Below are 25,050 nucleotides of genomic sequence, written 5' to 3' on the forward strand. Positions count from 1 at the left end.
CCGTTGTCTCGGCTCCGACTACCCGCAAAACCCAAATGGTTCACAGGCTCTACGAAGCCGGCGTCGTGGTGAGCTAATACTCCACCCGCACCAGATACAGCCCCTCCGGAGGCGCCACCGGGCCGCAGGCGGCGCGGTTGCGGGCGGCTAAAGCGGCGGCGAGGTCGTCGGCGCTCCAGCGGCCTTCGCCGACCCAGACCAGTGAGCCCACCATCGAGCGCACCTGGCTGTGCAGGAACGAGCGCGCGGAAGTGAGGATCAAAACCTGATCGCCTTCCCTGATCACGTCGAGCTGGTCCAGCGTCTTCTCCGGCGATTTCGCCTGGCACTCGGTGTCCCGAAACGTCGTGAAATCGTGCTTACCGAGCAGCCTCTTGGCTGCGGCGTCCATCGCATCCGTATCGAGATGCCGCGGCACCCGCCAGCTCCGCTTGATATCGAGTGCGAGATTGGCGCGGTGGTTGGTGATCCGGTAGCGGTAGTGGCGTCTCTTGGCCGAGAAACGTGCCTCGAAATCGTCGGCCACGATCTCCGCCGAGAGCACACCGATCGGATGCGGGCGCAAATGCGCGTTCAACCCATCGCGCAGGCGGCCCAGCGGAAACGGCTTCTGGATATCGCAATGCGCGACCTGCGCCAACGCATGGACCCCGGCATCGGTGCGGCCCGAGCCATGGACGCGCACATCCTCGCCGCAGATCGCCTTCACCGCGGCTTCCAGCGCGCCCTGCACGGTCGGCGCGTTATCCTGGATCTGCCAGCCGGAGAACGGCGTGCCGTCGTATTCGATGATGAGTTTGTAGCGGGGCATGTTTACTCGATGTCATCGTCCGCCAACCGGTCCGGCCTTCGGCCGGCCGGATGACAGGCTCAGGCGGACGATCCAGTACGCCGTGAAGTTCATATTTATTCTCAGGGGCCGCAGCGTACTGGATACCCCGCTTTCGCGGGGTATGACAGTGTCACGCAAACCGCGCACCAGCCTTCAATAGCGTCCCGCGCAGGAAATCTGCGGCCTTCATCCGCGCCTTGCCTTCGCGTTGCAGTTCCAGAACGCGGATCGCACCGTCACCACAGGCGATCGTCAAACCATCGTCGAGCACCTCGCCGGGCGCGCCTGAACCCTTCGCCAACTCACAGCGCAGAATCTTGATCCGCGCCGGCTCGCCGTCGGTAGCCAACTCGCACCAGGCGCCCGGAAACGGCGACAGCCCGTGAATATGCCGCAGCACCTCGCGCGCCGGTCGCTTCCAGTCGATCCGCGCCTCGGCCTTGTCGATCTTGGCGGCGTAGGTCACGCCGTCTTCGCTCTGTTTCTTGAGCTGCAACCCGCCGCGCTCGAGCCCGCCCATGGCGCGCACCATCAGGTCGGCCCCGAGCGGCGCCAGCGCGTCGTGCAGGTCGGCCGCCATCATTAAGTCCGTGATCGCGAGCCGCTCGGCCATCGCGACGTCGCCGGTGTCGAGGCCAACATCCATCTTCATCACCATCACGCCGGTCTCAGCATCACCTGCCATGATCGCGCGGTTGATCGGGGCGGCGCCGCGCCAGCGCGGCAGCAGCGAAGCGTGCAGGTTGAAGCAGCCGTAGCGCGGCGCGTCGAGAATGGCCTGCGGCAGGATCATGCCGTAGGCGACGACGACGGCGGCGTCAGCATTGTGCGCGCGGAATTCGGCAAGCGCTTCCGGCGTTTTCAGCGTCGCCGGCGTCAGCACGGGAATCCCGAGCCGGCGCGCTTCCTGCTCGACCGGGGTCGGCTGCAGTTTCATGCCGCGCCCGGCCGGCTTTGGCGCGCGGGTGTAGATGGCCACGACCTCATGGCCGTGGGCCACGAGTTCCAGCAGCGTCGGCACTGCGAAATCGGGCGTGCCCATGAAGATCAGGCGAAGTGGCATAAGAAGGAAATCCCGAGACGACGCTAGTTTAATTCGTCATGGCCGGGCTTGTCCCGGCCATCCACGTCTTTAGTGCAGCCAGAAAGAAAGGCGTGGATGCCCGGGACAAGCCCGGGCATGACGGCTGAGAGAAATGCAAATCACCCCGCCGCGCGCTTGGCAGCCTTGGTAAACTTCTTCATCACGCGGTCGCGCTTCAGCTTCGACAGATAGTCCACGAACAACACGCCGTTGAGGTGGTCGATCTCATGCTGGATGCAGGTGGCGAACAGGCCATCGGCGTCCTCCTCATGCACCTTGCCGTCGAGATCGGTGTAGCGGATGCGAACCCGCGCCGGGCGTTCGACCTCCTCGTAATATTCGGGGATCGAAAGGCAGCCCTCCTCGTAGATCGACATTTCCTCGGACGAGGAGATGATTTCCGGGTTGATGAACACCCGCGGCTTCGGTTGGGTCTCGCCGTTCTCGTCCTTCTTGGCGAGGTCCATGGTGATCAATCGCAACGGTTGCGCGACTTGGATCGCGGCCAGACCAATGCCGGGCGCGTCGTACATCGTTTCAAACATGTCGTCGGCGAGCTTGCGGATCTCCGTCGTCACCTTTTCGACAGGTTTGGAGACGAGCCGCAACTGCTTGTCCGGCAGGATGATGATTTCTCTGATGGCCATGATTTTTCTCTGGCGCGGGATTTAAGCCGCTGACCTGCCGGGGTCAATCCGCCGCGGCGACGGTTAAGCCGGCCTTAACCATGATTTTTAAGGCGGCGTTAACCACGAAAATTGATCCTGCATTTACCATAGATGTTCCCTCTTCGTTCGCTTCGGGCGGCGAATCGGGCTACAAGGCTGACATGAACGAAATTCTCTTCACCGCCGGCGACCTGCCGATTCACGTCGGCGAGGCGCTTGCAGGCTTCGGCGGGCTCGCATTGGTGCTGCTGCTGGCGATTGCCATCGTCATCGCCCGCTCTGGCCGCCGCGGCGCGGAACTGGCAATGGCCCAGGCGATCCGCGCCGACGAGCTGGAAGAGCGGCTGAGCGAGATGCTGCGGGCACAGAGCGAATCGACCGGACGGGTCGACGCGATGGCGCAGGCGCTGGCCGGGCGCCAGGCCGAGATGGCGCGCGCGGTCAACGAGCGGCTGGATTCGGTGACGCATCGCGTCGGCCAGTCGATGGAAGCGACCACGCGCCACACCATGGATAGCTTGCGGGTGCTGCATGAGCGGCTCGGCATCATCGACAACGCGCACAAGAATCTCACCGACCTGACCTCGCAGGTGACGACCCTGCGCGACGTGCTCGCCAACAAGCAGTCGCGCGGCGCCTTCGGCCAGGCGCGGATGGAAGCGATCGTGCAGGACGGCATGCCGCAGGGCTCGTACGAGTTCCAGTACACGCTCTCGTCGGGCAAGCGGCCGGATTGCGTGGTGTTCCTGCCGGATCAGCGCCCGCTCTGCATCGACGCCAAATTTCCGCTGGAGGCAATGACCGCGCTGCACGACGCGCGCAGCGACGAGGAGCGCAAATTCGCCACGCAGCGCCTGCGCAACGACGTGATGAAACACGTCAATGACATCGCCGAGAAGTACCTGATCGCCGGCGAGACCCAGGATACGGCGCTGATGTTCGTGCCGTCGGAATCGGTCTATGCCGAAATCCACGATGGCTTTGACGACGTGATCCAAAAAGCCTACCGCGCCCGCGTCGTGCTGGTGTCGCCCTCGCTATTGATGCTGGCGATCCAGGTGATGCAACAAATCCTGAAAGACGCGCGCATGCGCGATGCCGCCGACCAGATCCGCACCGAAGTGCTCAATCTCGGCGACGATCTGGGCCGCCTCCGCGACCGCGTGCTGAAGCTGCAAAAGCATTTCGGCGACGTGAACGAGGACGTCCGCCAGATCCTGATCTCCGCCGACAAAATCGAAAAGCGCGCCGGGCGGATCGAGGAACTCGATTTCAGCAAGACCGATGCGCCGGTGGAAGTGCCGCGCGTAATGAAAGGCGGAACGGCCGAGCTGTTCCCCGTGCCCCGCAAGCTGCAGGCGGGGGAATAGTGGGGCTTGCTGCGTTGCGGCCACACATTAGGCTGTCATCGCCCGGCTTGACCGGGCGACCTAGTATTCCAGAGGCGGCGATTGGGAACACGCAGTTACTACGTTTACATCCTCGCCAGCCGCATCGGCGGCACGCTTTACATTGGCGTGACTAATGATCTGGTACGGCGCGTTGGCGAGCACAAGTTGAAGATCGCGGAGGGTTTCACCAAGAAGTATGAGGTGAGCCGGCTCGTCTATTTCGAAGCGTTCGATCAGATCGAATTTGCAATCCAGCGCGAAAAACGCCTCAAGAAATGGCCGCGAGCCTGGAAGATCTCGCTGATCGAGAAACAAAATCCGGACTGGATTGATCTTTACCCTGAGATTGCCGGGGGCGGCGGATAGGCCTCTGGGATACTGGGTCGCCCGGTCAAGCCGGGCGATGACAGTCTTTTTGGGCCGAATCTCTGCTAACACGCCTGCATGACCGCACCTGGAACCACATCCCCCGCATCAGCCACATCCGCGCCAAACTGGCGCGAGGCTTGGGCCGTGTACCTCCAGCCGCGCGTGCTGATCGTGCTGCTGCTCGGCTTTTCGTCCGGGCTGCCGCTGGCGCTGTCGGGATCGACGCTGCTGGTATGGATGCGCGAATCCGGCGTCGATCTCGGCACCATCGGATTGTTCGCGCTGGTCGGTACGCCCTACACGCTGAAATTTGCCTGGGCGCCGCTGGTCGATGCGCTGCATGTGCCGATCTTCACGCGCGCGTTCGGCCGCAGGCGCGGCTGGCTGGGGTTCTCGCAACTGCTCCTGATCGGCGCGATTATGCTGCTGGCGCTGACCGACCCGGCGCGCTCGCCGCTGTTCGTGGCGCTCGGCGCACTTCTGGTCGCGACCATGTCCTCGACGCAGGACATCGTGGTCGACGCGTTCCGCGTCGAGAGCCTGCCCGAAAGCGAACAGGCCGCCGGGATGGCCTCCTACGTCGCGGCCTACCGGATCGGCATGCTGGTCTCGACAGCCGGCGTGCTGTTCCTCGTAAGCGCGTTCGAGGACACCGGCATCGGGCGTAGCTCGGCGTGGATGTGGGGCTATGTTGCCATGGCCGCGCTGGTGCTGATCGGCACCATTACGGCGCTGGCCGCCACCGAGCCTGAACAATCGGTGCGCGCGGAGGCCAAGACCCACGACGAGGCTGCATTCTCGCGCGTTATGCATGCCGCCATCGGGGCGTTCTCTGAATTTCTGGTCCGCAAGCATGCCTTGACGGTGCTGGCCTTCGTGGTGCTGTTCAAACTCACCGACGCGTTTTCCGGCACCATGACCGCGCCGTTCGTGATCGACCTCGGCTTCACCCGCAACGACTACGCCGCGATCGTCAAGGGCGTCGGTCTCGCCGCGACCCTGATCGGCGGCTTTGCCGGCGGCTATGTGGCGCGGCGCTATTCGCTGGTCGCAAGCCTCTGGATCGGCGGCGTGCTGCAGGCGATCTCCAACCTGGTGTTTGCGTGGCTCGCCTTTGTCGGCACCAACCAATGGGCACTGGCCGCCGCCATTTCGGCGGAAAACTTCACCGGCGCGATCGGCACCGTGATCTTCGTCGCCTATCTCTCGGCGCTATGCCGGAACCCGTTGCACACGGCGACCCAATACGCGCTGCTCACCGCACTGGCGGCCGTCGGGCGCACCTATTTATCCTCCGGCGCCGGCTATGTGGCGGAGGCGACGGGCTGGCCGCTGTTCTTCGTGATCTCAGTTGCGGTCGCGGTGCCGAGCCTGATCCTGCTGACGTGGCTGCAGCGGCGCGGACATTTTGCGGCGCTGGGGCCGGTGAAGGTGTAGTTGCTCCCCGGCATCCGCAAACACAAATAGTCATCATCCGCGAAAGCGGGTGATGCAGTATTCCAGAGCAGTTGCGATAGAATCGAGAGAGCGCGGCGCGGCGTACTGAATCGCCCGGTCCCAGTGCGCAATTGCGCACAAGGCCGGGCGACGGCAACGGTATGTATGGCAACGACGGCGACAACTCAATGCTTGGTCACCACGCTCCACTTGGTGATCACAGCTTCGCTGATCTGCCCGGCATCCTGCGCGCAGGCGACTTCGTCGACCTTCACGGAAATTTCCTTGCCGATGAAATTCTTCAGTTGCGCGGTCTGGGCCTCGCTGCTGGTGACGAGTTGGAACGTCTCGGGCCCGGTTTCGAGATTGCAGAGCCCGTTCGGCGGCGGCAGCCGGCGCGGCTCGCTGGTGATCTGGTAGGTGGCGGCGCGCTTCCTGCCGCCCTTCATGGCGTTGAGTTCGCCGGACAGCACGTCGCCGGCCTTGATCGGCTTACCGGGCTTCGGCGCCGGCTCGGTCTGCTGCGCCCACGCGGAAGGCGCGATCAAGGTCGCCGCCATGAGGACCCCAAAACAATAGCGCTTGCCGAATCGTGGTTTCGTCATGTCGATCAGTTCCGTTGGTGATGGCTAGAACAGCGTGCGCTGCCGCATGGCAGCCGATAGCGTACCTTCGTCGAGATAATCAAGCTCGCCGCCGACCGGCACGCCATGGGCAAGTCGGGTGATCTTGACGTTGGCGTCCTGCAGGAGATCGGTGATGTAATGAGCGGTGGTCTGGCCGTCGACAGTGGCGTTCAGCGCGAGTACGATTTCGCTGACTTGCGACTCGTGTGCGCGGGCCACCAGCGCGTCGATGGTCAGATCCTGCGGACCGATGCCGTCGAGCGGCGACAATGTGGCGCCGAGCACATGATAGCGACCGTTGGTCGCGTTCGCGCGTTCCAGCGCCCAGAGGTCGGCGACGTCGGCGACCACGACGATGGTCGAGGGATCGCGCCTGGGGTCGATGCACACGGTGCAGGGATTTTGGGTATCGATGTTGCCGCAGGTCTTGCAGACCTGAATCCTGTCGATTGCCACCTGCAGCGCGCCGGCCAAGGGCGTCATCAGCGCCTCGCGCTTCTTGATCAGGTGCAGCGCCGCGCGCCGCGCCGAGCGCGGCCCGAGCCCCGGCAGGCGCGCCAGGAGCTGGATCAGGCGTTCGATTTCAGGGCCGGCAACGCTTGCGGCCATTTCAGGTGAGACCAAGTCCGGGCGGCAGGCCGAGCCCACCGGTCAGCGCCTGCATCTTTTCCATCGCCGCGGTTTCCGCCTTGCGCCGCGCGTCGTTCTGCGCGGTGACCAGCAGATCCTCGAGCACTTCGCGCTCCTCGGCCTTCATCAGCGACGGATCGATCTTCACGCCCTTCACTTCCATCTTCGCAGTCATGCGAACGGCAACCAGCCCGCCGCCGGAAATGCCCTCGACCTCGAGATTGCCGAGCTCTTCCTGCATCGCCTGCATCTTGGATTGCAGCTCCGCCGCCTGCTTCATCATGCCGAGAAAATCAGCCATTCATCCGTCCTCTCGAGAGTCCGATCAGTCGTCGTCGCCGTCGGAAGTCTCGTTCAAGTCGTCAGTGATAATATCGGATTCCGGCGGCTCGGCGGCAAGCCTTCGCACCTCGACGACCTTCGTGCCGGGAAACCGCGCCAGCACCTCCTGCACGCGCGGATCGGCCTCGGCTGCGCGGGCGTGCTCGTTTCTCGCCTGCTCGTTCTGCGAGCGCAATGTCGGCTGGCCGGCCTCGTTGGAGACGATCACGGTCCAGCGCCGCCCGGTCCACAGTTCCAGCTTGCGGGAGAGGTCGTTGAGCAGCCCCCGCGCCGCATTCCGCTCCAGCGCCACCTCAAGCCGCCCGTCCTCGAAGCGGACCAGGCGCATATCGGCTTCCAGCGCCGCCTTGGTCAGGAGATCGCGCTTTTCGCCGGCGAGTGCGACAAGTTGCGGGAAAGTGGTGATCCGCAGAACCGGCGCGGAGTCCGTTTGTGCCGACGGCGCCGCCATTTGTGGGCGCGCGGACGCTTCCGCGCCGGAGCGGGGCGAGGCAGGCGTTCGCATCGGCGATGCGGCAGACATGGAAGATACCGGTGCAGTCGGCGCAGCCCGTGACGGCGCCGCACCGCCCGCGGCGATTTGTGCGCCACCGCCGTTTTGGTCGAGCATCCGGATCGCTTCGTCCGGCGTCGGCAAGTCGGCGACATAGGCGATGCGCACCAGCACCATTTCGGCGGCAGCCGCCGGCCGGGTCGCGGTCTGCACCTCCGTGATGCCCTTGAGCAGCATCTGCCACATCCGCGACAGCACCCGCATCGACAGCTTTGCGGCAAATTCACGGGCGCGGACGCGCTCGGTCTCGCCGAACGCGACGTTGTCGGCGGTGGCCGGGACGATCTTCACGCGGGTGACAAAATTGACGAATTCGGCGAGGTCGGACAGCACCACGACCGGATCGGCGCCGACGTCATATTGGCTGCGGAATTCGCCAAAGGCGCTGGCGATATCGCCGCGCGCCAGATGCTCGAACAGGTCGATCACCCGGGTCCGGTCGGCAAGCCCCAGCATCTGCCGTACCGAGTCGGCACGGACAAGTCCCGCCGCATGCGCAATTGCCTGATCGAACAGCGACAGCGAATCGCGCACCGAGCCTTCGGCGGCGCGCGCGATGATACCAAGCGCTTCCGGCTCGACCTCGACACCTTCCTTTTTCGCGATGTTGGAGAGATGCCCCATCAGCACGTCGGCCTCGACGCGGCGGAGATCAAAACGCTGGCAGCGCGACAGCACCGTCACCGGGACTTTACGGATCTCGGTGGTGGCGAATACGAACTTGGCGTGCTCGGGCGGCTCTTCCAGCGTCTTCAGGAAGGCGTTGAAGGCCGCCGTCGACAGCATGTGGACTTCGTCGATGATGTAGACCTTGTAGCGGGCGCTGGCAGGTGCGTAGCGCACGCTGTCATTGATCTGGCGCACGTCGTCAACGCCGGTATGGGACGCGGCATCCATTTCCAGCACATCCATGTGCCGGCTTTCCATGATCGCCTGGCAGTGCACGCCGAGATCCGGCATGTGGATAGTCGGCCCTTTCACCGAACCGTCAGGCTTTTCGTAGTTCAGCGCGCGGGCCAGAATCCGCGCCGTGGTGGTTTTGCCGACGCCGCGGACGCCGGTCAGGATCCAGGCCTGCGGAATTCGGCCCGTTTCGAACGCGTTCGAGACGGTGCGGACCATGGCCTCCTGGCCTATCAGGTCGTCGAAACTGGAGGGGCGGTATTTTCGCGCCAGCACCCGGTAGGGCGTGGTGGCGGGCTGGCCGCCGAGCTCCAAGCCACCCTGGCCGGCGCCTGCTGTCATATCGGGGGGAGCGCCAGCATCACTCATCGGTCGATCCGCAATTGATTGTCTCTCGGGGCCGGCTTGCGGATAGGAACGGAATCGAGCGCATGGCGCAGACTGGCCGCGTTCATGCGCGATTCGCTCGAAAAACAGGTAGGAGACTGACGAGCGACCCGATCCGGACCTCGTTAGGGCTGCTTCCTTCCGGACCTGACCCGGTTGGCGAGTGGCTCGTCCACCGCCAATCTCCCGGTCCCTATTTGGGGCCAAAAGGACCGGAAAGCAAGCGGGGCTTTCCCTGTCATACCCCGCGAAAGCAGGGTATCCAGTGCGCCGCGGCCTAACGGTAAAAACGCAAGGGGCCACGCGTACTGGATCATCCGCTTTCGCGGATGATGACACCTTGGTATGAAACCAGGGGTGCCCACACAAGGCACTTTATCGGCCCGGCATGGATCGGGCATGGGAACTCTTGATGCCCTCTGACGCCTCCGCCTGGTCGCTGCATTCCCAGCTCAAAAAAGACACCATCGATATCGGCGACCTGCCGCTGTGCAAGGTGCTGGTCATCAAGGACGCGCATTACCCGTGGCTGCTCCTGGTGCCACGCAGGGCAGGCGCGGTGGAAATCATCGACCTCGACGATGTCGAGCAGGCGCAATTGATGGCCGAAATCTCCCGGGTTTCGCGTGCGCTGAAAGAGATCACCAAATGCGACAAGCTCAATGTCGCGGCGCTCGGCAATCTGGTGCCGCAGTTGCACGTCCACGTCATCGCGCGACGCACCAGCGATGCGGCCTGGCCGCGCCCGGTCTGGGGCGTGATGCCGCCGCTGGCGCACGACGCCGAGGAAGTCCAGAATTTCATCAACGCGCTTCGCCGCAAGATCTGGTTGGGTTGAATAGATGTCCGCATTCGACAAGTATCCGCTGGGGAAGCCCGCTTTCGTTACCAATATTCTGGATCGCGCCGCGCATCTGCGCACCAACGACGAAAAACTGTTCGCGCTGGAGAACCAGCGCAACGCCAGCGCCTATGTGATCTACCGCGACTCGCTCCTGGTGAAGCAGGAGGCGGACGGGCCGCGCGTGCTGCTCGGCGTCGAAGAGGCGGTGAAGCTCGGCGCCAATCCCGGCACCATCTTTCTGGGCCTGCGCGACGGCGCGCCGGTGTTCGGCATGGGTATTTCAGCCACGGCCGTGGAATCGCTGATGACGCGCGACGACGTCGCCGTGACCGAGCTGCGCGGCATGGCCATGCAGGGCACCGTGCCGCCGGAACAACTCTCTGCGATCGCCATGGCCAAATCGATGGTGACCTGGCATCAGCGCCACGGCTATTGCGCCAATTGCGGTACCCGCACGGCGATGAAGGAAGGCGGTTGGAAACGCGAGTGCCCGAGCTGCAAGGCCGAGCACTTTCCGCGCACCGATCCGGTCGTGATCATGCTGGTTACGCACGGTGATCGATGCCTGCTCGGCCGGCAGAAGCAGTTTATGCCTGGAATGTGGTCGTGCCTCGCCGGCTTCGTCGAAGCGGCCGAGACGATCGAGGACGCGGTTTGCAGGGAAATTTTCGAGGAAGCCGGCATCCGTTGCACCGACGTGAGCTATTACATGACGCAGCCGTGGCCCTATCCGTCATCGCTGATGATCGGATGTTCCGCGCGTGCGCTCAACGAGGAGATCGTGGTCGATCGCGCAGAACTCGAGGACGCGCGCTGGTTCGATCGCGCCGAGGTCGCGCTCATGCACAAGCGCCAGCATCCCGACGGCCTGTTTGCCGCGCATCCCTTCGCGATCGCGCATCATTTGATCGGCCAATGGTTGCATGGCCGAAGGGATAACTGCGCGTAGCGGGAACCGGTGCCTGCTTGCTCGATTAACTGGGGACTTGAACGGACATGACGGATCCACGCATGAACTTTCAGGACAAGGCGCCCAAAATACCTCCGCGTGTCCTCTGCATCGGCATGCCGGTGCGTGACCTCACTTTTCATACGCCGGGCGTTCCCGGGCGCGGTTCCAAGGAGAACGCCACTGCATTCGACGAAATCTGCGGCGGCAACGCGCTCAATGGCGCGATCGGCATCGTTCGGCTTGGTGGACGCGCCTCGATTTGCGGGCCGATGGGCGATGCCAAGGAAACATCGAGCCGCTTCATCTTCGAGCAGATGGCGCATGAGGGCATCGAGACAAAACATCTCATCCACATGCCGGGGCTGGTGACGCCGATCTCGGCGGTGATGATCGATCCTTCGGGCGAACGCACCATCGTGACCTTCCGCGATCCCAAACTGTGGCATGTGAAGTTGCCCGACTTCGACACGCTGCTCGACGATTGCGCCGCCATTCTCACCGAGAGCCGCTGTGCGGAATTCTGCACCGAGCTCTGCGCCGAGGCGGTCCGGCGCGGCATTCCCGTGATCGTCGACGTCGATCGCGCGATGTCGATGCGCGAGGGCCTGTTGAACGCCTCCACCCACTTGGTGTTCTCGAGCGAGCCGTTGCAGGAAACCGCAGATGTTAGCGACGATGCCCAGGCGCTGAAGAAAATTGCAAAACTGACCCCCTCGTTTCTGGCGGGAACCCGAGGCCCGAGGGGCACGATCTGGCTCGACGAGAACGGCGGTATCCAGGAAACCCCGGCTTTCCCGGTGCATACGGTAGACACCCTGGGCGCCGGCGACGTGTTCCACGGCGCGTTTGCGCTCGCGATCACCGAGAAACAGGAATTGCGCCAGGCGCTCCGATTCGCCTCCGCCGCGGCGGCATTGAAATGCACCCGCTTTGGGGGAGCCTTCGCAGCCCCGCAACGTGCTGAAGTTGAAGAGTTTTTGACCCACGGCCAAGCGGCAGGCCAGACTTCGACCGACCACTAACGGCTTGCTATAGAAGAATTTTCTATATATGAGGGGATCAGACCTTTCATATGGAACATTCTTCTCATGACCGACCTAGCCGTTCAGCTCCCTGAAGCCAGCCGCCGGCTGGATGCCATCGACCGCAAGATCCTGACAGTGCTGCAGGAGGACGCCTCGCTATCGGTTGCCGAGATTGGGGACCGGGTCGGGTTGTCGTCGACGCCGTGCTGGAAGCGGATCCAGCGGCTGGAGGCCGACGGCGTGATCCTGCGCCGGGTGGCGCTGGTCGACCAGAACAAGATCGGGCTCGGCATTTCCGTGTTCGTCTCGGTCGAGAGCGCCGACCATTCCGAGGCCTGGCTGCGAAAGTTCGCCGACGCCGTCAGCGCCATGCCTGAGGTGATGGAATTTTACCGGATGGCCGGCGACGTCGATTACATGCTGCGCGTCGTGGTCGCCGACATGGCGAGCTATGACGTGTTCTACAAAAAGCTGATCAGCGCGGTGCCCCTGAAGAACGTCACCTCGCGGTTTGCGATGGAGAAGATCAAGTCGGTGACAGCACTGCCAGTGCCGGCGGCGTAGAGTTATCGCCACTCGCGAAGCTGTCATCGCCGGCTTGACCGGGCGACCCAGTATTCCAGAGACGTCCATTTTCGATCGAGAAGCCGCGGCGTACTGGGTCCCCCGCCTTCGCGGGGGACGACAGCGGTGAGCGCGGCGACGATGCCCGCTTCAAATCTTCTGGTTATACTCACCCACTTCCGGATGCGTGCGCAGCACGGAATCCATCGCCTCGAACATGTCGCGCATGCGCGCCTCACTCACCGGGCTCTCGACCACGACCACCAGTTCCGGCTTGTTCGATGAGGCCCGCACCAGACCCCAGCTTCCGTCCTCGACGGTAACGCGCACGCCGTTGACGGTGACGAGATCGCGGATTTTCTGGCCGGCGACCTTGTCGCCCTTCTTCTGCAGCGCTTCGAAATGCTTCACCACGGCCTCGGCAACGCCGTATTTGGCCTCGTCGGCGCAATGCGGCGACATGGTCGGCGACGACCAGGTTTTCGGCAGCGCATTCTTCAGGTCCGCCATCGACTTGTCAGGCGCGCGATCGAGCATCTCGCAGATCGCAATTGCCGAGACCAGGCCGTCGTCATAGCCGCGGCCGAACGGCTTGTTGAAGAAGAAGTGGCCAGACTTCTCGAATCCCGCCAGCGCGCCGATCTCGTTGGTGCGGCGTTTCATGTAGGAATGGCCGGTTTTCCAGTAGGCCGTTTTCGCGCCCTGCTTTTGCAACACCGGATCCGTGACGAACAATCCCGTCGATTTCACGTCGACCACGAACTGCGCTTCCTTGTGGATCGCCGACATGTCGCGCGCCAGCATCACGCCGACCTTGTCGGCGAAGATTTCCTCTCCGGTGTTGTCGACGACACCGCAGCGGTCGCCATCGCCGTCGAAGCCCAGGCCCACATCGGCCTTGTGCTTGAGCACGGCGTCGCGGATCGCGTGCAGCATCTCCATGTCTTCCGGATTCGGATTGTACTTCGGAAACGTGTGGTCGAGTTCGGTGTCGAGCGGGATCACTTCGCAGCCGATCGCCTCCAAAACCTGCGGCGCGAACGCGCCCGCGGTGCCGTTGCCGCAGGCGGCAACAACCTTCAGCTTGCGTTTCAGCTTGGGACGGCTGGTGAGATCGGTGATATAGCGCGCCGGAAACTTCTCGTGGAATTGATAGGAGCCGCCGACCCTGTTCTTGAAATCAGCGTTGAGCACGATCTCTTTCAGCCGCGTCATCTCGTCGGGGCCGAAGGTGAGCGGACGGTTGGCGCCCATCTTGACGCCGGTCCAGCCATTGTCGTTGTGCGAGGCGGTGACCATCGCGACGCAGGGCACATCGAGGTCGAACTGCGCGAAATAGGCCATCGGCGTTATCGCGAGCCCGATGTCGTGCACTTTGCAGCCCGCGGCCATCAGCCCGGAAATCAGCGCGTATTTGATCGAGGCCGAATAGCCGCGGAAATCGTGGCCAGTGACGATTTCCTGTTTGACGCCAAGTTCCTCAATCAGCGCACCGAGCCCCATGCCCAGCGCCTGAACACCCATCAAATTGATTTCTTTCTCGAACAACCAGCGCGCGTCATATTCGCGAAAGCCGGTCGCCTTCACCATTGGCCCGGATTCGAAGTCATAGGTATTCGGAACCAGCACGGATTTGGGCTTCGGGAACATGGGGAGGCCTTGTCGTGGAAATACGAGGGAACACCGCAGCCATAGCGAATGCCGAGGCGCAGCGGAAGGCGAGACCGGCGGCTTGTGACGATTAATTGCGGCGAATTTGGCAGTTGCGGCAAACGGGTCGCCAAACTTAGGCGCCTAATCGTCGAATTTCCGTTTCGACGACAACCTTCAACGGCGGCAAGGATTGCTGCACGGTCTCCCAAACCAGTTGGGCCGCAACGTCCTCGTAGTCGTGACGATAGACGTTTACGGCGTCTGCCATTTGCTTCCAGGAAATCGCGGAGTGGCGCGCCTTTAGCTCATTTGGTAGGCGCCGCGAAGCTTCAGATATGATCTCCAGGCAACGAGTAACTGCATAGAAAGCCCGCAAATCCGCCTTGAATGTTTCGCGGTCCAAACCTTCGACGAAGCTCTCCGCCAAATCGATGTGATGGAGGATATCGCGGAGCGCGCGGCTCGTGGGGTCAGAAGGCATAGATGGCGTCGGCCATTGCCGCCGGACGGACATAAGGTTTGAGCCCTTCGCGGTTCACAACATCCACGGGCCCGTCAAAAAGCTGCGCGATGAATTCCTTGATATCCACGTAGTCGAAGACCGTAATACGAGCCTCCGGATCGAATTCAATCATGATATCGATATCGCTGTCGGAACGATTTTCGCCCCGTGCCACTGACCCGAACAAGGCAGCATGCTTCACACCGCGCCCGCGCAGGGCGTGTTCGGAGCGTCGCAGGGTCTCCAAGGCTTCGGAACTGTTCATCTGAAAACTATAGCATGCCGCTACGCTAACCGGGAGAGGTAACGACCGGGCGGGAAGCCCTACTGTTCCAGCACCATCCTGCCGTTGGCGTATTCGAAGCGCTTCAGCTTCGACAGGAACGACAGGCCGAGCAGGTTCTCCGATAGCGCCTCGTCCGGCAGCACCACGGCGTCGACGTCGCGCACCACAAGCCCGCCGAGTTCGATCATGGCAAGCCGCGTACGCGCGGCCTTGATGGTGCCGTTGGCGGTGGTGACGGTCGCGTTGTAGTCGCTGCGCGAGGGACGCAGGCCAAACCGCGCCGCCGACTTTTCGTTCAGCGCCACCAGCGAGGCGCCGGTGTCGACCATGAAGTTGATGCGTTGCCCATCGATGCGACCGTCGGTCTGGAAATGGCCGCGCGCATCGCGGGGAATGTCGAGGCTGCGGCCTGAGGCTTGCGCGACCGTTTGCAGGGGAGCCTTTTGAGGCGACGTGCTGGCGGAGGCCGAGGCCAGCGACATCTTGTCTGCCATCTGCGCCATGTAGGTGCCGAGGCCGACCAGGACGGCGGCAAGGATCATCAGGTTACGCATCACGCCACACTCGACTGCCAGACCGCCGATATCACCACGCCAGCCGCGAAATCGCGACTAACGGCGATGACCGGGCCTGCCATTTTGACGAAAAGGATGAGTGAAGGGTTAACGCCGTCTCCTGAACCTCGCCCCGCTTGCGGGGAGAGGTCGGATTGCGAAGCAATCCGGGTGAAGGGGGTACAGGTCTATCGATGGAGATCAGCTCGTGGAAGGAGCCCCTCACCCCAACCCTCTCCCCGCGAAGGGCGCGAGAGGGAGTTAAGATTTCTCACGTCCCGCGCGGCTTGACCCGGCGGGTCGGCAGCGCGGTGGCCGGGTCTTCCGGCCAGGGGTGGCGGGGATAGCGGCCGCGGAGGTCGGAACGCACCGCGGCATAGCTGCCGCGCCAGAAGCCTGGAAGGTCGCGCGTCACCTGCACCGGGCGCTGCGCCGGGGACAGCAATTCCAGCACCAGCGGCACCTTGCCTTTGGCGATCGAAGGATGGGTGTTGAGCCCGAACAGTTCCTGCAGGCGCACAGCGATGGTCGGGCCCTGCTCGGCCTCGTAGTCGATCGCGAGCATGGTGCCGGTCGGAGCCTCGAAATGCGTCGGCGCCTCGCGCTCCAGTCGCGTGCGCAATTCCCATGGCAACAGCGTCATCAGCGCATCCGAGAGATCGCCGGGGGAAAAATCCTTCAGCGAGGTCTTGTCGTAGAGCGCGGGCACCAGCCAGTTCTCGGCTTGGGCTGCCAGCGCAGCCTCCGACAGATCGGGCCAGCTCTCACCTTCCGCCTTGCGCAGGAACATCACGCGGTCGCGCCATTGCTTCAGGGATTTCGACCACGGCAGCTTATCGAACCCGGCGGCGACCAAGCCCGCAGCGAAGATGCGTGCGGTCTCTGCCGACGGCGACAGCGCCATCGGCGCTTCCGACAGCGTGATTGCATGCAGCGTCCGCTTGCGGCGCGCGCGCAGGGCCATCGCGCCGCGATCGAATGAAATCTCTTCGGTGCTTTCGATCTGATCGGCGAAATGCGATTCGATATCGGCCTGCGCGATCGGTGCTGCCAGCAGAATGCGTCCCTGGGCTGCGGTGCCGGTCAGTTCGGCGACCGCGATATAGGGCGCGCGCGCCAGCGACGAGGCTTGCTCGACGGCGGCGCCACGGCCGTTGGCGAGCACGAAACTGCCGTTGCCGCGGTTGCGGGCGACCCGATCGGGAAAAGCAAGCGCGAGCATGACGCCTGTTGAAAGTTCGCCGTCAGGCGGGCGAAGCTGTTTGGGCTCCGTCGCCGCCACCTGCTGGGCCCAGCGCTGCGCGAGGCTGCGCGCGCTGGAAGCGCGCGGCGAGCGATCGCGGCGGAACTGATCGAGCCTGACGTCGAGATCGACACTGTCGCCCCCGAGGCCGCGTTCGGTCAGGATGGCGGCGATTTCGGCCGCCTCCTCGCCCGCACCCAGCCGGTGCGAATCCACGATCATGCGCGCCAGCCGCGGCGGCAGCGCCAGCGCACGCAGGCTCTTGCCCTCTGCGGTGATGCGGCCGTCGCCATCGAGAGCGCCGAGTTCGAGAAGCAGGCTGCCCGCTTCCTTCAGCGCCGGCGCCGGCGGGGGATCGAGAAACGCCAGCGTCGCCGGATCGCGGACGCCCCATTGCGCGAGATCCAGCACCAGCGAGGAAAGATCGGCCGAAAGAATCTCGGGCTGCGTGTAGGCGGCAAGCGACGCCGTCTGCGGTTCGTCCCATAGCCGGTAGCACACGCCGGGCTCGGTGCGGCCGGCGCGGCCGCGCCGCTGGTCGACCGCGGCGCGCGAAGCGCGCACGGTCTCCAGCCGTGTCAGGCCAATATCAGGCTCGTAACGCGGCACCCGCGCCAGACCGGAATCGACGACGATGCGGACGCCCTCGATGGTGAGCGAGGTCTCGGCGATCGAAGTCGCCAGCACGACTTTGCGTTGCCCCTTCGGTGCCGGCGCGATGGCGCGGTCCTGCACGGCGGCTTCCAGTGCGCCGAACAGCGGCACGATCTCGACGCTTGCGTCATGAACCCGTTCGCCGAGAAAATTCTGCGTACGGCGGATTTCTGCGGCGCCCGGCAGGAACGCCAGCACCGAGCCGGGATCGGCGCGCAGCGCGGTTGCGATCGCATCGGCCATCTGCCGCTCGATCGGCGCATCGGCCTTGCGGCCGAGATAACGCGTCTCCACCGGAAAAGCGCGGCCTTCGCTGGCAACGACAGGCGCGTCGCCGAGCAGTTTGCCGACCCTTGCGCCGTCGAGTGTCGCCGACATCACGAGGATGCGCAGGTCCTCGCGCAGCCCGGTCTGCGCATCGCGGGCGAGCGCGAGCCCCAGATCCGCGTCGAGCGAACGCTCGTGAAATTCATCGAACAGCACGGCGGCAACGCCGTTCAACTCGGGATCATCGAGAATCTGGCGTGAAAAGATTCCCTCGGTGACCACCTCGATCCGGGTCGCGCGCGAGATCTTGGAGCCGAAGCGGACGCGATAGCCGACGGTCTCCCCCGCCCGCTCGCCCAGCGTCCGCGCCATTCGTTCGGCGCTGGCCCGCGCCGCGATCCGCCGCGGCTCCAGCATGATGATCTTCTTGTCCTTCAGCCAGGGCGCATCGAGCAGCGCGAGCGGCACCCGCGTGGTCTTGCCGGCCCCTGGAGGCGCCACCAGCACCGCCGCGTTGTTGGCCGCAAGCGTACGCCCGAGTTCGTCGAGCACCGCGTCGATCGGGAGAGGGGTGTCGAAAGTAAGAGGCAATATCTCTCATCCGTCATCACCCACCTTGTGCGCAATGGCGCACTGGGGCGGGTGATCCAGTAAACGCAGGCGTTTCTGATTACGAAGACCTTGCGTGCTGGATACCCCGCCTGCGCGGGGTATGACAACTGTGGTTGCGGCTACACCTTCGGCTCAGGCGCCCGTCCGACACTCTCGTACGTGAAGCCCTGCGCGGCCATGTCCTCGGGGCGATAGATGTTGCGCAGGTCGACCACCACGGGCTGCGCCATTTCATTCCTCAGGCGCTCCAGATCAAGCGCCCGGAACTGAACCCACTCGGTGACGATCACCAGCGCATCGGCACCGCGCGCGCATTCGTAAGGGTCGGTGCAATATTCGATCTCGGGCAGTTCCTTCTTCGCCTGCTCCATGCCGACCGGATCATGCGCGCGCACCTTGGCGCCCATGTCGAGCAGGCCGGTGACGAGCGGTATCGACGGCGCCTCGCGCATGTCGTCGGTGTCGGGCTTGAAGGTGAGGCCGAGCACCGCCACCGTCTTGCCGCGCAGGCCGCCGGTTGCGTTGGAAACCTTGCGCGCCATCGCCCGCTTTCTGATGTCGTTGACGCCGAGCACGGCCTCGACGATGCGCAGTTGCACGTCATGGTCCTGCGCGATCTTGACCAGCGCGCGGGTATCCTTCGGAAAGCAGGAGCCGCCGAAGCCCGGACCGGCATGCAGGAATTTTGAGCCGATGCGGTTGTCGAGCCCGATGCCGCGCGCGACTTGCTGCACGTCGGCGCCGACTTTTTCCGAGAGATCGGCAATCTCGTTGATGAAAGTGATCTTGGTAGCGAGGAACGCGTTGGCCGCGTATTTGATCAGTTCAGCGGTGCGCCGCGCCGTGAACATCAACGGCGCCTGGTTGAGCGACAGCGGCCGGTAGACGTCGCCGAGCACCTTGCGCCCGCGTTCGTCGTCGGTTCCGACCACGATACGGTCGGGGAATTTGAAGTCGCGGATCGCGGCGCCCTCGCGCAAAAATTCCGGATTGGAGGCGACCACGACGTCGGCCGACGGATTGGTCTCGCGGATCAATCGTTCGACCTCATCGCCAGTGCCGACCGGCACGGTCGATTTGGTGACCACCACCGTGAAGCCCGATATCGCCGCCGCAATCTCGCGCGCGGCGCTGTAAACGTAAGTGAGGTCGGCATGGCCGTCGCCACGCCGCGAGGGCGTTCCGACCGCGATGAACACGGCGTCGGCTTCTGCCACCGGCACGGTCAGGTCGGTGGTGAAATCCAGCCGCTTGGCCTTGACGTTGGAGGCCACCAGCGCGTCGAGCCCGGGCTCGAAAATCGGGATCTCGCCTCGGCGCAGGGCTTCGATCTTGCCGGCGTCCTTGTCCACGCAAGTGACCTGGTGGCCGAAATCGGCAAAGCAGGCGCCGGATACCAGCCCCACATAGCCCGTTCCAATCATGGCGATTCGCATGAAAACAACCCGTATTTGATGGTTAACGCCAATCCCGATTGTGCGGGCGTCTTAGAGCATTTTTCATCAAAGGGGAAACCGGAAAAAGCGCCCGATCCCGGCATGTGCTTTGTATGGGTAAAGAAGAAAGCAACGTATCGGGCCGAAGATGCGGCCGCCTCGCGCCGAAAAGGGACACCGATGACTTCAAACGGTACATCTGCCGTCACGGAACGCTCCACCCGCATCGACTGGGTGGACTACGCCAAGGGCATCTGCATCGTCATGGTGGTGATGATGCATTCGGTGCTGGGGGTCGAAGCGGCGGCCGGCGAGAGCGGCTTTATGCATGCGTTCGTGATGTTCGCAAAACCGTTCCGGATGCCGGATTTCTTCCTGATTTCGGGCCTGTTTCTTGCCGTTGTCATCGACCGTGACTGGCGCACCTATCTCGACCGCAAGGTGCTGCACTTCGCTTATTTTTATGTGCTGTGGGTGACGATCCAATTCGGCTTCAAGGCTCCTGGTTTCGCCGCTGAATCGGGTTGGCGGCATGTCGGATTCATGTATCTGGAATCCTTCATCGAGCCGTTCGGTACGCTGTGGTTCATTTATTTATTGCCGGTGTTCTTCGTTGTCACAAAACTGTTGCGTCGCGTCCCGCCGCTTGCGATCTGGCTCGCGGCTGCGGCGCTCGAGATGGCGCATATCACGACCGGCTGGACCGTGATCGACGAATTCTGCGGGCGTTTCGTCTATTTCTATTCCGGCTACCTGTTTGCCAACTACGTGTTCGCGTTGTCGGACCGCGCGCGGGCGCGCCCGGCCCTCGCCCTTATGGGCGTCGCGTTGTGGACGCTCGTCAACGGCGCGCTGGTCGTGTCCGGCTTTGACGAATGGCCGCTCGTGTCGCTGGCGCTCGGCTTTGCGGGTGCCGGCGCCATCATCGTCATGGGCACGCTGCTGGCGCGCATGCAGTGGCTGAACTTCCTGCGCTACTGCGGCGAGCATTCCATCGTCATCTATCTCGCCTTCTTCCTGCCGATGGCGGTGACCCGAACGCTGCTTTTGAAGACCGGCCTGATCGCCGATATCGGGATGGTCTCGCTGATCGTGACCGTTGCGGGTATCGCGGGGGCGGTGGTGATCTGGCGCCTGGCGCTGGCGCTGCGGGCCGACTTCCTGTTCGAGCGCCCGGCCGCGTTCTGGATCGCGCCGAAAAAGGCCGCGCCGGCGCTGCAGCCGGCGGAGTAAGGTGCTCGACACACTTGGCTGTCGTCGCCCGCGGGTGACGACAGGTGTGTATTTGGCTCAAAATCCCTCTCCCGAGGCTGTCAATCCGCGCAAAAATCCCTAAATTTCGGCCATGCCGAAATCAGCCCCCAAAGCCGCCGCGAAACCCGTTCCCGCCAAAGCGCCTGCCAAGGGCGACCATGTCTTCCTGGTCGACGGTTCCGGCTACATTTTCCGCGCCTACCACGCACTGCCGCCGCTGAACCGCAAATCCGACGGGCTGCAGGTCAATGCCGTGCTCGGCTTCTGCAATATGCTGTGGAAGCTGTTGCGCGAGATGCCCGAGGATAATAAGCCGACGCATCTGGCGGTCGTGTTCGATAAATCGGAGATCACGTTCCGCAACAAGCTCTATCCCGATTACAAGGCGCACCGGACGGCGGCGCCGGACGATCTGATCCCGCAATTCGCGCTGATCCGCGAGGCGGTGCGCGCGTTCGATCTGCCCTGCCTGGAACAGGTCGGCTTCGAGGCCGACGACCTGATCGCGACCTATGTCCGCATTGCCTGCGAGCGCGGCGCCACCGCTACCATCGTGTCCTCGGACAAAGACCTGATGCAGCTCGTGACCGACTGCGTCACCATGTACGACACCATGAAGGACCGTCGCCTCGGGATCGCCGAGGTGATCGAGAAATTCGGCGTTCCACCGGAAAAAGTCGTCGAGGTGCAGGCTTTGGCCGGCGATTCCACCGACAACGTGCCGGGTGTACCCGGCATCGGCGTCAAGACCGCGGCGCAACTGATCGTCGAGTATGGCGACCTGGAAACGCTGCTGCAGCGCGCCGGCGAGATCAAGCAGCCGAAACGGCGCGAGGCGCTGCTCGAGAACGCCGAGAAGGCGCGGATCTCGCGGCAACTGGTGCTGCTCGACGACAAGGTCGATCTCGAAGTGCCGCTCGATGACCTTGCCGTGCACGAGCCGGATGCGCGCAAGCTGATCGCCTTCCTCAAGGCGATGGAGTTCTCCACCCTTACCCGCCGTGTCGCCGAATATTCGCAGATTGATCCCGCCGATATCGAGCCGGATGCCGGCAACAAGAGCGGCGCCAGTGTCTTCGCGGTGCCGCCATCGGGCAAGAAGCCGGAGGGCTATGAAGGCGCGACGTTGGATAGTCCTCCCGCCGGCAAAGCTGGCCCCGCGCCGGGCAAGACCGGCGGCGACAAGCAGGACAAGGCGGCGAGCCACAAGGGTACGCCGATATCGCTGGCCGCGGTCCGCGCGGAGGCCGCGCGAAAACTGCCGGTCGATCGGACCAAGTACCAGACCATCCGCACGTTCGATGAGCTCAATGCCTGGGTCGCGCGGGCCTATGACGCCGGCACGTTTGCGATTGTCACCAAGGCGAGCTCGGACGATCCAATGCAGGCCGACATCTGCGGCATCGCGCTGGCGCTGGCGCCAAACGACGCCTGCTATCTTCCACTCACGCACAAGCAATCGGGCGGCGGCGCTGGCCTGTTCGATGCCGGCCTCGCGCCGGACCAGATCACGGCCGCCGAGGCGCTGGCGGCGCTGCAGCCGCTGTTGGAATCGCCGGGCATTCTCAAGATCGGCTTCGACATCAAGTTCAGCGCCGTGATGCTGGCGCAGCACGGCGTCACCCTGTGCAACGTCGACGACGCGCAATTGATGTCGTACGCGCTCGACGCCGGACGTAATTCACATGCGCTGGGCTCGCTCGCCGAACGTTGGTTCGGCCATGCTGTGATCGGCGAAAGCGAGCTAATCGGCAACGGGAAGAGCAAGCTCACGTTCGACCAGGTGGCAATTGACAAGGCGACCGCCTATTCAGCCGAAAGCGCCGACGTGATCCTGCGGCTGCATCGCGTGCTTAAACCGCGCCTCGCCGCTGAGCACATGATGACGGTCTATGAGACCCTGGAGCGGCCGCTGGTCACCGTGCTGGCGCGGATGGAGCGGCGCGGCATTTCGATTGACCGCCAGGTGCTGTCGCGGCTGTCCGGCGATTTCGCCCAGACCGCGGCGCGCGTCGAGGCCGAGTTGCAGGAGATCGCCGGCGAGCCGATCAATGTCGGCAGCCCCAAGCAGATCGGCGACATCATCTTTGGCAAGATGGGCATCCCCGGCGGCACCAAGACCAAGACCGGGGCGTGGTCGACCTCGGCGCAGATCCTCGACGAACTCGCCGAACAGGGCCATGAATTCCCGAAGAAGATTCTGGAATGGCGCCAGGTCTCGAAACTGAAATCGACCTATACCGACGCGCTGCCGAATTACGTGCATCCGCAGACCCACCGCGTGCACACGACCTATGCGCTGGCCGCGACTACCACGGGGCGGCTGTCATCCAACGAGCCGAACCTGCAGAACATTCCGGTTCGTACCGAGGACGGCCGCAAGATCCGCCGCGCCTTTATCGCGACGCCCGGGCACAAGCTGGTGTCGGCGGATTACTCGCAAATCGAATTGCGGCTGTTGGCCGAGATTGCCGACATCCCCGTTTTGAAGCAGGCGTTCCGCGACGGGCTCGACATTCACGCCATGACGGCGTCCGAGATGTTCGGCGTGCCGATCAAGGACATGCCGGGCGAAGTGCGGCGGCGCGCGAAGGCGATCAATTTCGGCATCATCTACGGCATCTCGGCATTCGGGCTGGCCAACCAGCTCGGCATCGCCCGCGAGGAAGCCTCGGCCTACATCAAAAAGTACTTCGAGCGCTTCCCGGGCATCCGCGCCTACATGGACGAGACGCGGGATTTCTGCCGTACCAATGGTTATGTGCTGACCCTGTTCGGGCGCAAATGCCATTACCCCGACATCAAGGCCTCCAACGCCTCGATCCGCTCCTTCAACGAGCGCGCCGCAATCAATGCGCGCCTGCAAGGCACCGCCGCCGACATCATCCGCCGCGCCATGATCCGGATGGAAGATGCGCTGGCGGAGAAGAAGCTGTCGGCGCAGATGCTGTTGCAGGTGCATGACGAACTGATCTTCGAGGTGCCCGACGACGAAGTGGCGGCGACGCTGCCGGTCGTGCAGCACGTCATGCAAGACGCGCCGTTCCCTGCGGTGGCGCTCTCGGTGCCGCTGCGGGTCGATGCGCGGGCGGCGAATAATTGGGACGAGGCGCATTGAGGCAACAACACTGTCATCGCCCGCCCTTGTGCGCAATTGCGCACTGGGACCGGGCGATGACGGGCGTGTGTGCAGATAGGCCTCCATCGCCGCCAGAAATGTCCTCGGAGCAATATACGAAATGACATCGCCGCGTGCTGCGCGCTAGAAACGTGTGCATTCCTCGCCGCGAGTCCCCCATGCCTCACATCACAACACTGTTTGGTTTTGCCCTGGTCTCGCTCGGCATGGTGCTGACGCCGGGGCCGAACATGATCTACCTGATCTCGCGCTCGATCACGCAAGGACCGGCAGCCGGCATCGTCTCGCTGGGCGGCGTCGCACTCGGCTTCGTGTTCTACATGCTGTGCGCGGCGTTCGGCATCACGGCGCTCTTGTTTGCGGCGCCCTATGCTTACGACGCGCTGCGGTTTGCTGGCGCTGCCTATCTGCTGTGGCTGGCGTGGCAGGCGCTCAGACCGAACGGGCGCTCGCCGTTCCAAGTGAAAAAGCTCGACGTCGACGGCCCGCGCAAATTGTTTGCGATGGGCTTCGTCACCAATCTGCTCAATCCGAAGATCGCGATGCTGTATCTGGCGCTGCTGCCGCAGTTCATCGATCCGGCCGTGGGAAGCGTGCTGACGCAGTCGCTGGCGCTCGGTGCGATCCAGATCGTGATCAGCGTCAGCGTCAACGCGATGATCGCGCTCGCTGCCGGATCGATCGCAATGTTTCTCGGCTCGCGGCCGACGTGGCTATTGCTGCAGCGCTGGCTGATGGGAACGGTGCTGGCGGCGCTTGCGGTGAAGATGGCGTTCGAGGCGAAAAGGGCGTAGCAGTCGCCGTCTCCAAGCCACCGGCCGTCATCGCCCGGCTTGACCGGGC

General features: G+C 63.6%; 23 protein-coding genes and 1 other RNA gene. 10 read left to right on the plus strand and 14 right to left on the minus strand.

The features are described from left to right. Nucleotides 1-73: 73 nt before the first annotated feature. The 3 genes from truA to def form a co-directional block, all read right to left on the minus strand. Entirely contained in the window at nt 74-811 is a 738-nt protein-coding gene (truA, locus tag CQ13_RS05130; RefSeq protein WP_057841930.1) for a tRNA pseudouridine(38-40) synthase TruA, read from the minus strand. A 151-nt stretch (nt 812-962) separates the two neighbouring features. Continuing rightward, nucleotides 963-1,895 (minus strand): methionyl-tRNA formyltransferase, encoded by a 933-nt coding sequence (fmt, locus tag CQ13_RS05135; protein ID WP_057841931.1) that lies wholly within the window; start codon nt 1,893-1,895, stop codon nt 963-965. Nucleotides 1,896-2,035: 140 nt separating this feature from the next. Further along, entirely contained in the window at nt 2,036-2,563 is a 528-nt protein-coding gene (gene def / locus CQ13_RS05140) for a peptide deformylase (RefSeq protein ID WP_057841932.1), read from the minus strand. 182 nt (nt 2,564-2,745) lie between these two features. Here def and CQ13_RS05145 point away from each other — a divergent pair, with 182 nt between their 5' ends. The 3 genes from CQ13_RS05145 to CQ13_RS05155 all read left to right on the plus strand — a co-directional run bounded on the left by CQ13_RS05145 (nt 2,746) and on the right by CQ13_RS05155 (nt 5,781). Next, nucleotides 2,746-3,954: a DNA recombination protein RmuC gene (locus CQ13_RS05145; protein ID WP_057842078.1), complete on the plus strand. Its 1,209-nt coding sequence runs from the start codon at nt 2,746-2,748 to the stop codon at nt 3,952-3,954. Between the two features lie 81 nt (nt 3,955-4,035). Continuing rightward, a complete protein-coding gene (locus CQ13_RS05150; protein WP_057841933.1) occupies nt 4,036-4,341 on the plus strand; it encodes a GIY-YIG nuclease family protein in 306 nt (101 codons plus the stop codon). 78 nt (nt 4,342-4,419) lie between these two features. Further along, complete coding sequence (locus CQ13_RS05155; RefSeq protein ID WP_057841934.1) at nt 4,420-5,781, plus strand: AmpG family muropeptide MFS transporter; 1,362 nt, start codon at nt 4,420-4,422, stop codon at nt 5,779-5,781. 185 nt (nt 5,782-5,966) lie between these two features. Here CQ13_RS05155 and CQ13_RS05160 read toward each other — a convergent pair whose 3' ends face one another. The 5 genes from CQ13_RS05160 to ffs all read right to left on the minus strand — a co-directional run bounded on the left by CQ13_RS05160 (nt 5,967) and on the right by ffs (nt 9,409). Further along, nucleotides 5,967-6,386 (minus strand): hypothetical protein, encoded by a 420-nt coding sequence (locus CQ13_RS05160; RefSeq protein WP_057841935.1) that lies wholly within the window; start codon nt 6,384-6,386, stop codon nt 5,967-5,969. A gap of 24 nt (nt 6,387-6,410) precedes the next feature. After that, the gene (gene recR / locus CQ13_RS05165; RefSeq protein WP_057841936.1) at nt 6,411-7,016 is read right to left on the minus strand and encodes a recombination mediator RecR; all 606 of its coding nucleotides are present in this window, start codon (nt 7,014-7,016) and stop codon (nt 6,411-6,413) included. 1 nt (nt 7,017) lies between these two features. Next, complete coding sequence (locus CQ13_RS05170) at nt 7,018-7,338, minus strand: YbaB/EbfC family nucleoid-associated protein (RefSeq protein ID WP_057841937.1); 321 nt, start codon at nt 7,336-7,338, stop codon at nt 7,018-7,020. 24 nt (nt 7,339-7,362) lie between these two features. Then, nucleotides 7,363-9,204 (minus strand): DNA polymerase III subunit gamma/tau, encoded by a 1,842-nt coding sequence (locus tag CQ13_RS05175; RefSeq protein ID WP_057841938.1) that lies wholly within the window; start codon nt 9,202-9,204, stop codon nt 7,363-7,365. 108 nt (nt 9,205-9,312) lie between these two features. Further along, an RNA gene (ffs, locus tag CQ13_RS40115) (signal recognition particle sRNA small type) lies at nt 9,313-9,409 on the minus strand. A 225-nt stretch (nt 9,410-9,634) separates the two neighbouring features. Between ffs and CQ13_RS05180 the strand changes: the two genes are divergently transcribed. The 4 genes from CQ13_RS05180 (at nt 9,635) to CQ13_RS05195 (ending at nt 12,607) form a co-directional block, all read left to right on the plus strand. After that, the gene (locus CQ13_RS05180; RefSeq protein ID WP_057841939.1) at nt 9,635-10,060 is read left to right on the plus strand and encodes an HIT domain-containing protein; all 426 of its coding nucleotides are present in this window, start codon (nt 9,635-9,637) and stop codon (nt 10,058-10,060) included. A 4-nt stretch (nt 10,061-10,064) separates the two neighbouring features. Continuing rightward, on the plus strand, nt 10,065-11,015 hold the full coding sequence (gene nudC / locus CQ13_RS05185; protein WP_057841940.1) for an NAD(+) diphosphatase: 951 nt from the start codon (nt 10,065-10,067) through the stop codon (nt 11,013-11,015). A gap of 62 nt (nt 11,016-11,077) precedes the next feature. After that, nucleotides 11,078-12,040, plus strand: a complete 963-nt coding sequence (locus CQ13_RS05190; RefSeq protein WP_057841941.1) for a sugar kinase — start codon at nt 11,078-11,080, stop codon at nt 12,038-12,040. 66 nt (nt 12,041-12,106) lie between these two features. After that, nucleotides 12,107-12,607, plus strand: coding sequence for an Lrp/AsnC family transcriptional regulator (locus CQ13_RS05195; protein WP_028351627.1), 501 nt, complete (start codon nt 12,107-12,109; stop codon nt 12,605-12,607). Nucleotides 12,608-12,757: 150 nt separating this feature from the next. On the opposite strand, the gene CQ13_RS05200 is transcribed toward CQ13_RS05195, so the two are convergent. The 6 genes from CQ13_RS05200 to CQ13_RS05225 all read right to left on the minus strand — a co-directional run bounded on the left by CQ13_RS05200 (nt 12,758) and on the right by CQ13_RS05225 (nt 19,814). After that, nucleotides 12,758-14,257: a phosphomannomutase/phosphoglucomutase gene (locus tag CQ13_RS05200; RefSeq protein ID WP_057841942.1), complete on the minus strand. Its 1,500-nt coding sequence runs from the start codon at nt 14,255-14,257 to the stop codon at nt 12,758-12,760. Between the two features lie 136 nt (nt 14,258-14,393). Then, entirely contained in the window at nt 14,394-14,741 is a 348-nt protein-coding gene (locus tag CQ13_RS05205) for a HepT-like ribonuclease domain-containing protein (protein WP_057841943.1), read from the minus strand. After that, a complete protein-coding gene (locus CQ13_RS05210; protein ID WP_057841944.1) occupies nt 14,731-15,027 on the minus strand; it encodes a nucleotidyltransferase family protein in 297 nt (98 codons plus the stop codon). Before CQ13_RS05210 ends, CQ13_RS05205 begins: the two co-directional genes overlap by 11 nt. Before the next feature lie 59 nt (nt 15,028-15,086). Then, nucleotides 15,087-15,602, minus strand: a complete 516-nt coding sequence (locus CQ13_RS05215) for a TIGR02281 family clan AA aspartic protease (RefSeq protein WP_057841945.1) — start codon at nt 15,600-15,602, stop codon at nt 15,087-15,089. Nucleotides 15,603-15,873: 271 nt separating this feature from the next. Further along, nucleotides 15,874-18,357 (minus strand): ATP-dependent helicase HrpB, encoded by a 2,484-nt coding sequence (gene hrpB / locus CQ13_RS05220; RefSeq protein ID WP_057841946.1) that lies wholly within the window; start codon nt 18,355-18,357, stop codon nt 15,874-15,876. A gap of 140 nt (nt 18,358-18,497) precedes the next feature. Beyond that, complete coding sequence (locus CQ13_RS05225; RefSeq protein WP_057841947.1) at nt 18,498-19,814, minus strand: UDP-glucose dehydrogenase family protein; 1,317 nt, start codon at nt 19,812-19,814, stop codon at nt 18,498-18,500. A gap of 180 nt (nt 19,815-19,994) precedes the next feature. On the opposite strand from CQ13_RS05225, the gene CQ13_RS05230 reads away from it, so the two are divergent. The 3 genes from CQ13_RS05230 to CQ13_RS05240 all read left to right on the plus strand — a co-directional run bounded on the left by CQ13_RS05230 (nt 19,995) and on the right by CQ13_RS05240 (nt 25,001). After that, complete coding sequence (locus CQ13_RS05230; RefSeq protein ID WP_057842079.1) at nt 19,995-21,047, plus strand: acyltransferase family protein; 1,053 nt, start codon at nt 19,995-19,997, stop codon at nt 21,045-21,047. Between the two features lie 112 nt (nt 21,048-21,159). Beyond that, the gene (gene polA / locus CQ13_RS05235) at nt 21,160-24,186 is read left to right on the plus strand and encodes a DNA polymerase I (protein WP_057841948.1); all 3,027 of its coding nucleotides are present in this window, start codon (nt 21,160-21,162) and stop codon (nt 24,184-24,186) included. A gap of 179 nt (nt 24,187-24,365) precedes the next feature. Next, nucleotides 24,366-25,001 (plus strand): LysE family translocator, encoded by a 636-nt coding sequence (locus tag CQ13_RS05240; RefSeq protein ID WP_057841949.1) that lies wholly within the window; start codon nt 24,366-24,368, stop codon nt 24,999-25,001. The last annotated feature ends 49 nt before the right edge of the window (nt 25,002-25,050 follow it).

Source organism: Bradyrhizobium retamae, assembly GCF_001440415.1.
In the GTDB taxonomy this organism is placed as follows: Bacteria; Pseudomonadota; Alphaproteobacteria; order Rhizobiales; family Xanthobacteraceae; genus Bradyrhizobium; species Bradyrhizobium retamae.

Bases quoted from the DNA above. Each gene is read 5' to 3' on its own strand.
- truA (WP_057841930.1), bottom strand. From the start codon at position 811: ATGCCCCGCTACAAACTCATCATCGAATACGACGGCACGCCGTTCTCC.
- fmt (WP_057841931.1), bottom strand. From the start codon at position 1,895: ATGCCACTTCGCCTGATCTTCATGGGCACGCCCGATTTCGCAGTGCCG.
- def (WP_057841932.1), bottom strand. From the start codon at position 2,563: ATGGCCATCAGAGAAATCATCATCCTGCCGGACAAGCAGTTGCGGCTC.
- CQ13_RS05145 (WP_057842078.1), top strand. From the start codon at position 2,746: ATGAACGAAATTCTCTTCACCGCCGGCGACCTGCCGATTCACGTCGGC.
- CQ13_RS05155 (WP_057841934.1), top strand. From the start codon at position 4,420: ATGACCGCACCTGGAACCACATCCCCCGCATCAGCCACATCCGCGCCA.
- CQ13_RS05160 (WP_057841935.1), bottom strand. From the start codon at position 6,386: ATGACGAAACCACGATTCGGCAAGCGCTATTGTTTTGGGGTCCTCATG.
- recR (WP_057841936.1), bottom strand. From the start codon at position 7,016: ATGGCCGCAAGCGTTGCCGGCCCTGAAATCGAACGCCTGATCCAGCTC.
- CQ13_RS05170 (WP_057841937.1), bottom strand. From the start codon at position 7,338: ATGGCTGATTTTCTCGGCATGATGAAGCAGGCGGCGGAGCTGCAATCC.
- CQ13_RS05175 (WP_057841938.1), bottom strand. From the start codon at position 9,204: ATGAGTGATGCTGGCGCTCCCCCCGATATGACAGCAGGCGCCGGCCAG.
- CQ13_RS05180 (WP_057841939.1), top strand. From the start codon at position 9,635: ATGCCCTCTGACGCCTCCGCCTGGTCGCTGCATTCCCAGCTCAAAAAA.
- nudC (WP_057841940.1), top strand. From the start codon at position 10,065: ATGTCCGCATTCGACAAGTATCCGCTGGGGAAGCCCGCTTTCGTTACC.
- CQ13_RS05190 (WP_057841941.1), top strand. From the start codon at position 11,078: ATGAACTTTCAGGACAAGGCGCCCAAAATACCTCCGCGTGTCCTCTGC.
- CQ13_RS05195 (WP_028351627.1), top strand. From the start codon at position 12,107: ATGACCGACCTAGCCGTTCAGCTCCCTGAAGCCAGCCGCCGGCTGGAT.
- CQ13_RS05200 (WP_057841942.1), bottom strand. From the start codon at position 14,257: ATGTTCCCGAAGCCCAAATCCGTGCTGGTTCCGAATACCTATGACTTC.
- CQ13_RS05205 (WP_057841943.1), bottom strand. From the start codon at position 14,741: ATGCCTTCTGACCCCACGAGCCGCGCGCTCCGCGATATCCTCCATCAC.
- CQ13_RS05210 (WP_057841944.1), bottom strand. From the start codon at position 15,027: ATGAACAGTTCCGAAGCCTTGGAGACCCTGCGACGCTCCGAACACGCC.
- CQ13_RS05215 (WP_057841945.1), bottom strand. From the start codon at position 15,602: ATGCGTAACCTGATGATCCTTGCCGCCGTCCTGGTCGGCCTCGGCACC.
- CQ13_RS05225 (WP_057841947.1), bottom strand. From the start codon at position 19,814: ATGCGAATCGCCATGATTGGAACGGGCTATGTGGGGCTGGTATCCGGC.
- CQ13_RS05230 (WP_057842079.1), top strand. From the start codon at position 19,995: ATGACTTCAAACGGTACATCTGCCGTCACGGAACGCTCCACCCGCATC.
- polA (WP_057841948.1), top strand. From the start codon at position 21,160: ATGCCGAAATCAGCCCCCAAAGCCGCCGCGAAACCCGTTCCCGCCAAA.
- CQ13_RS05240 (WP_057841949.1), top strand. From the start codon at position 24,366: ATGCCTCACATCACAACACTGTTTGGTTTTGCCCTGGTCTCGCTCGGC.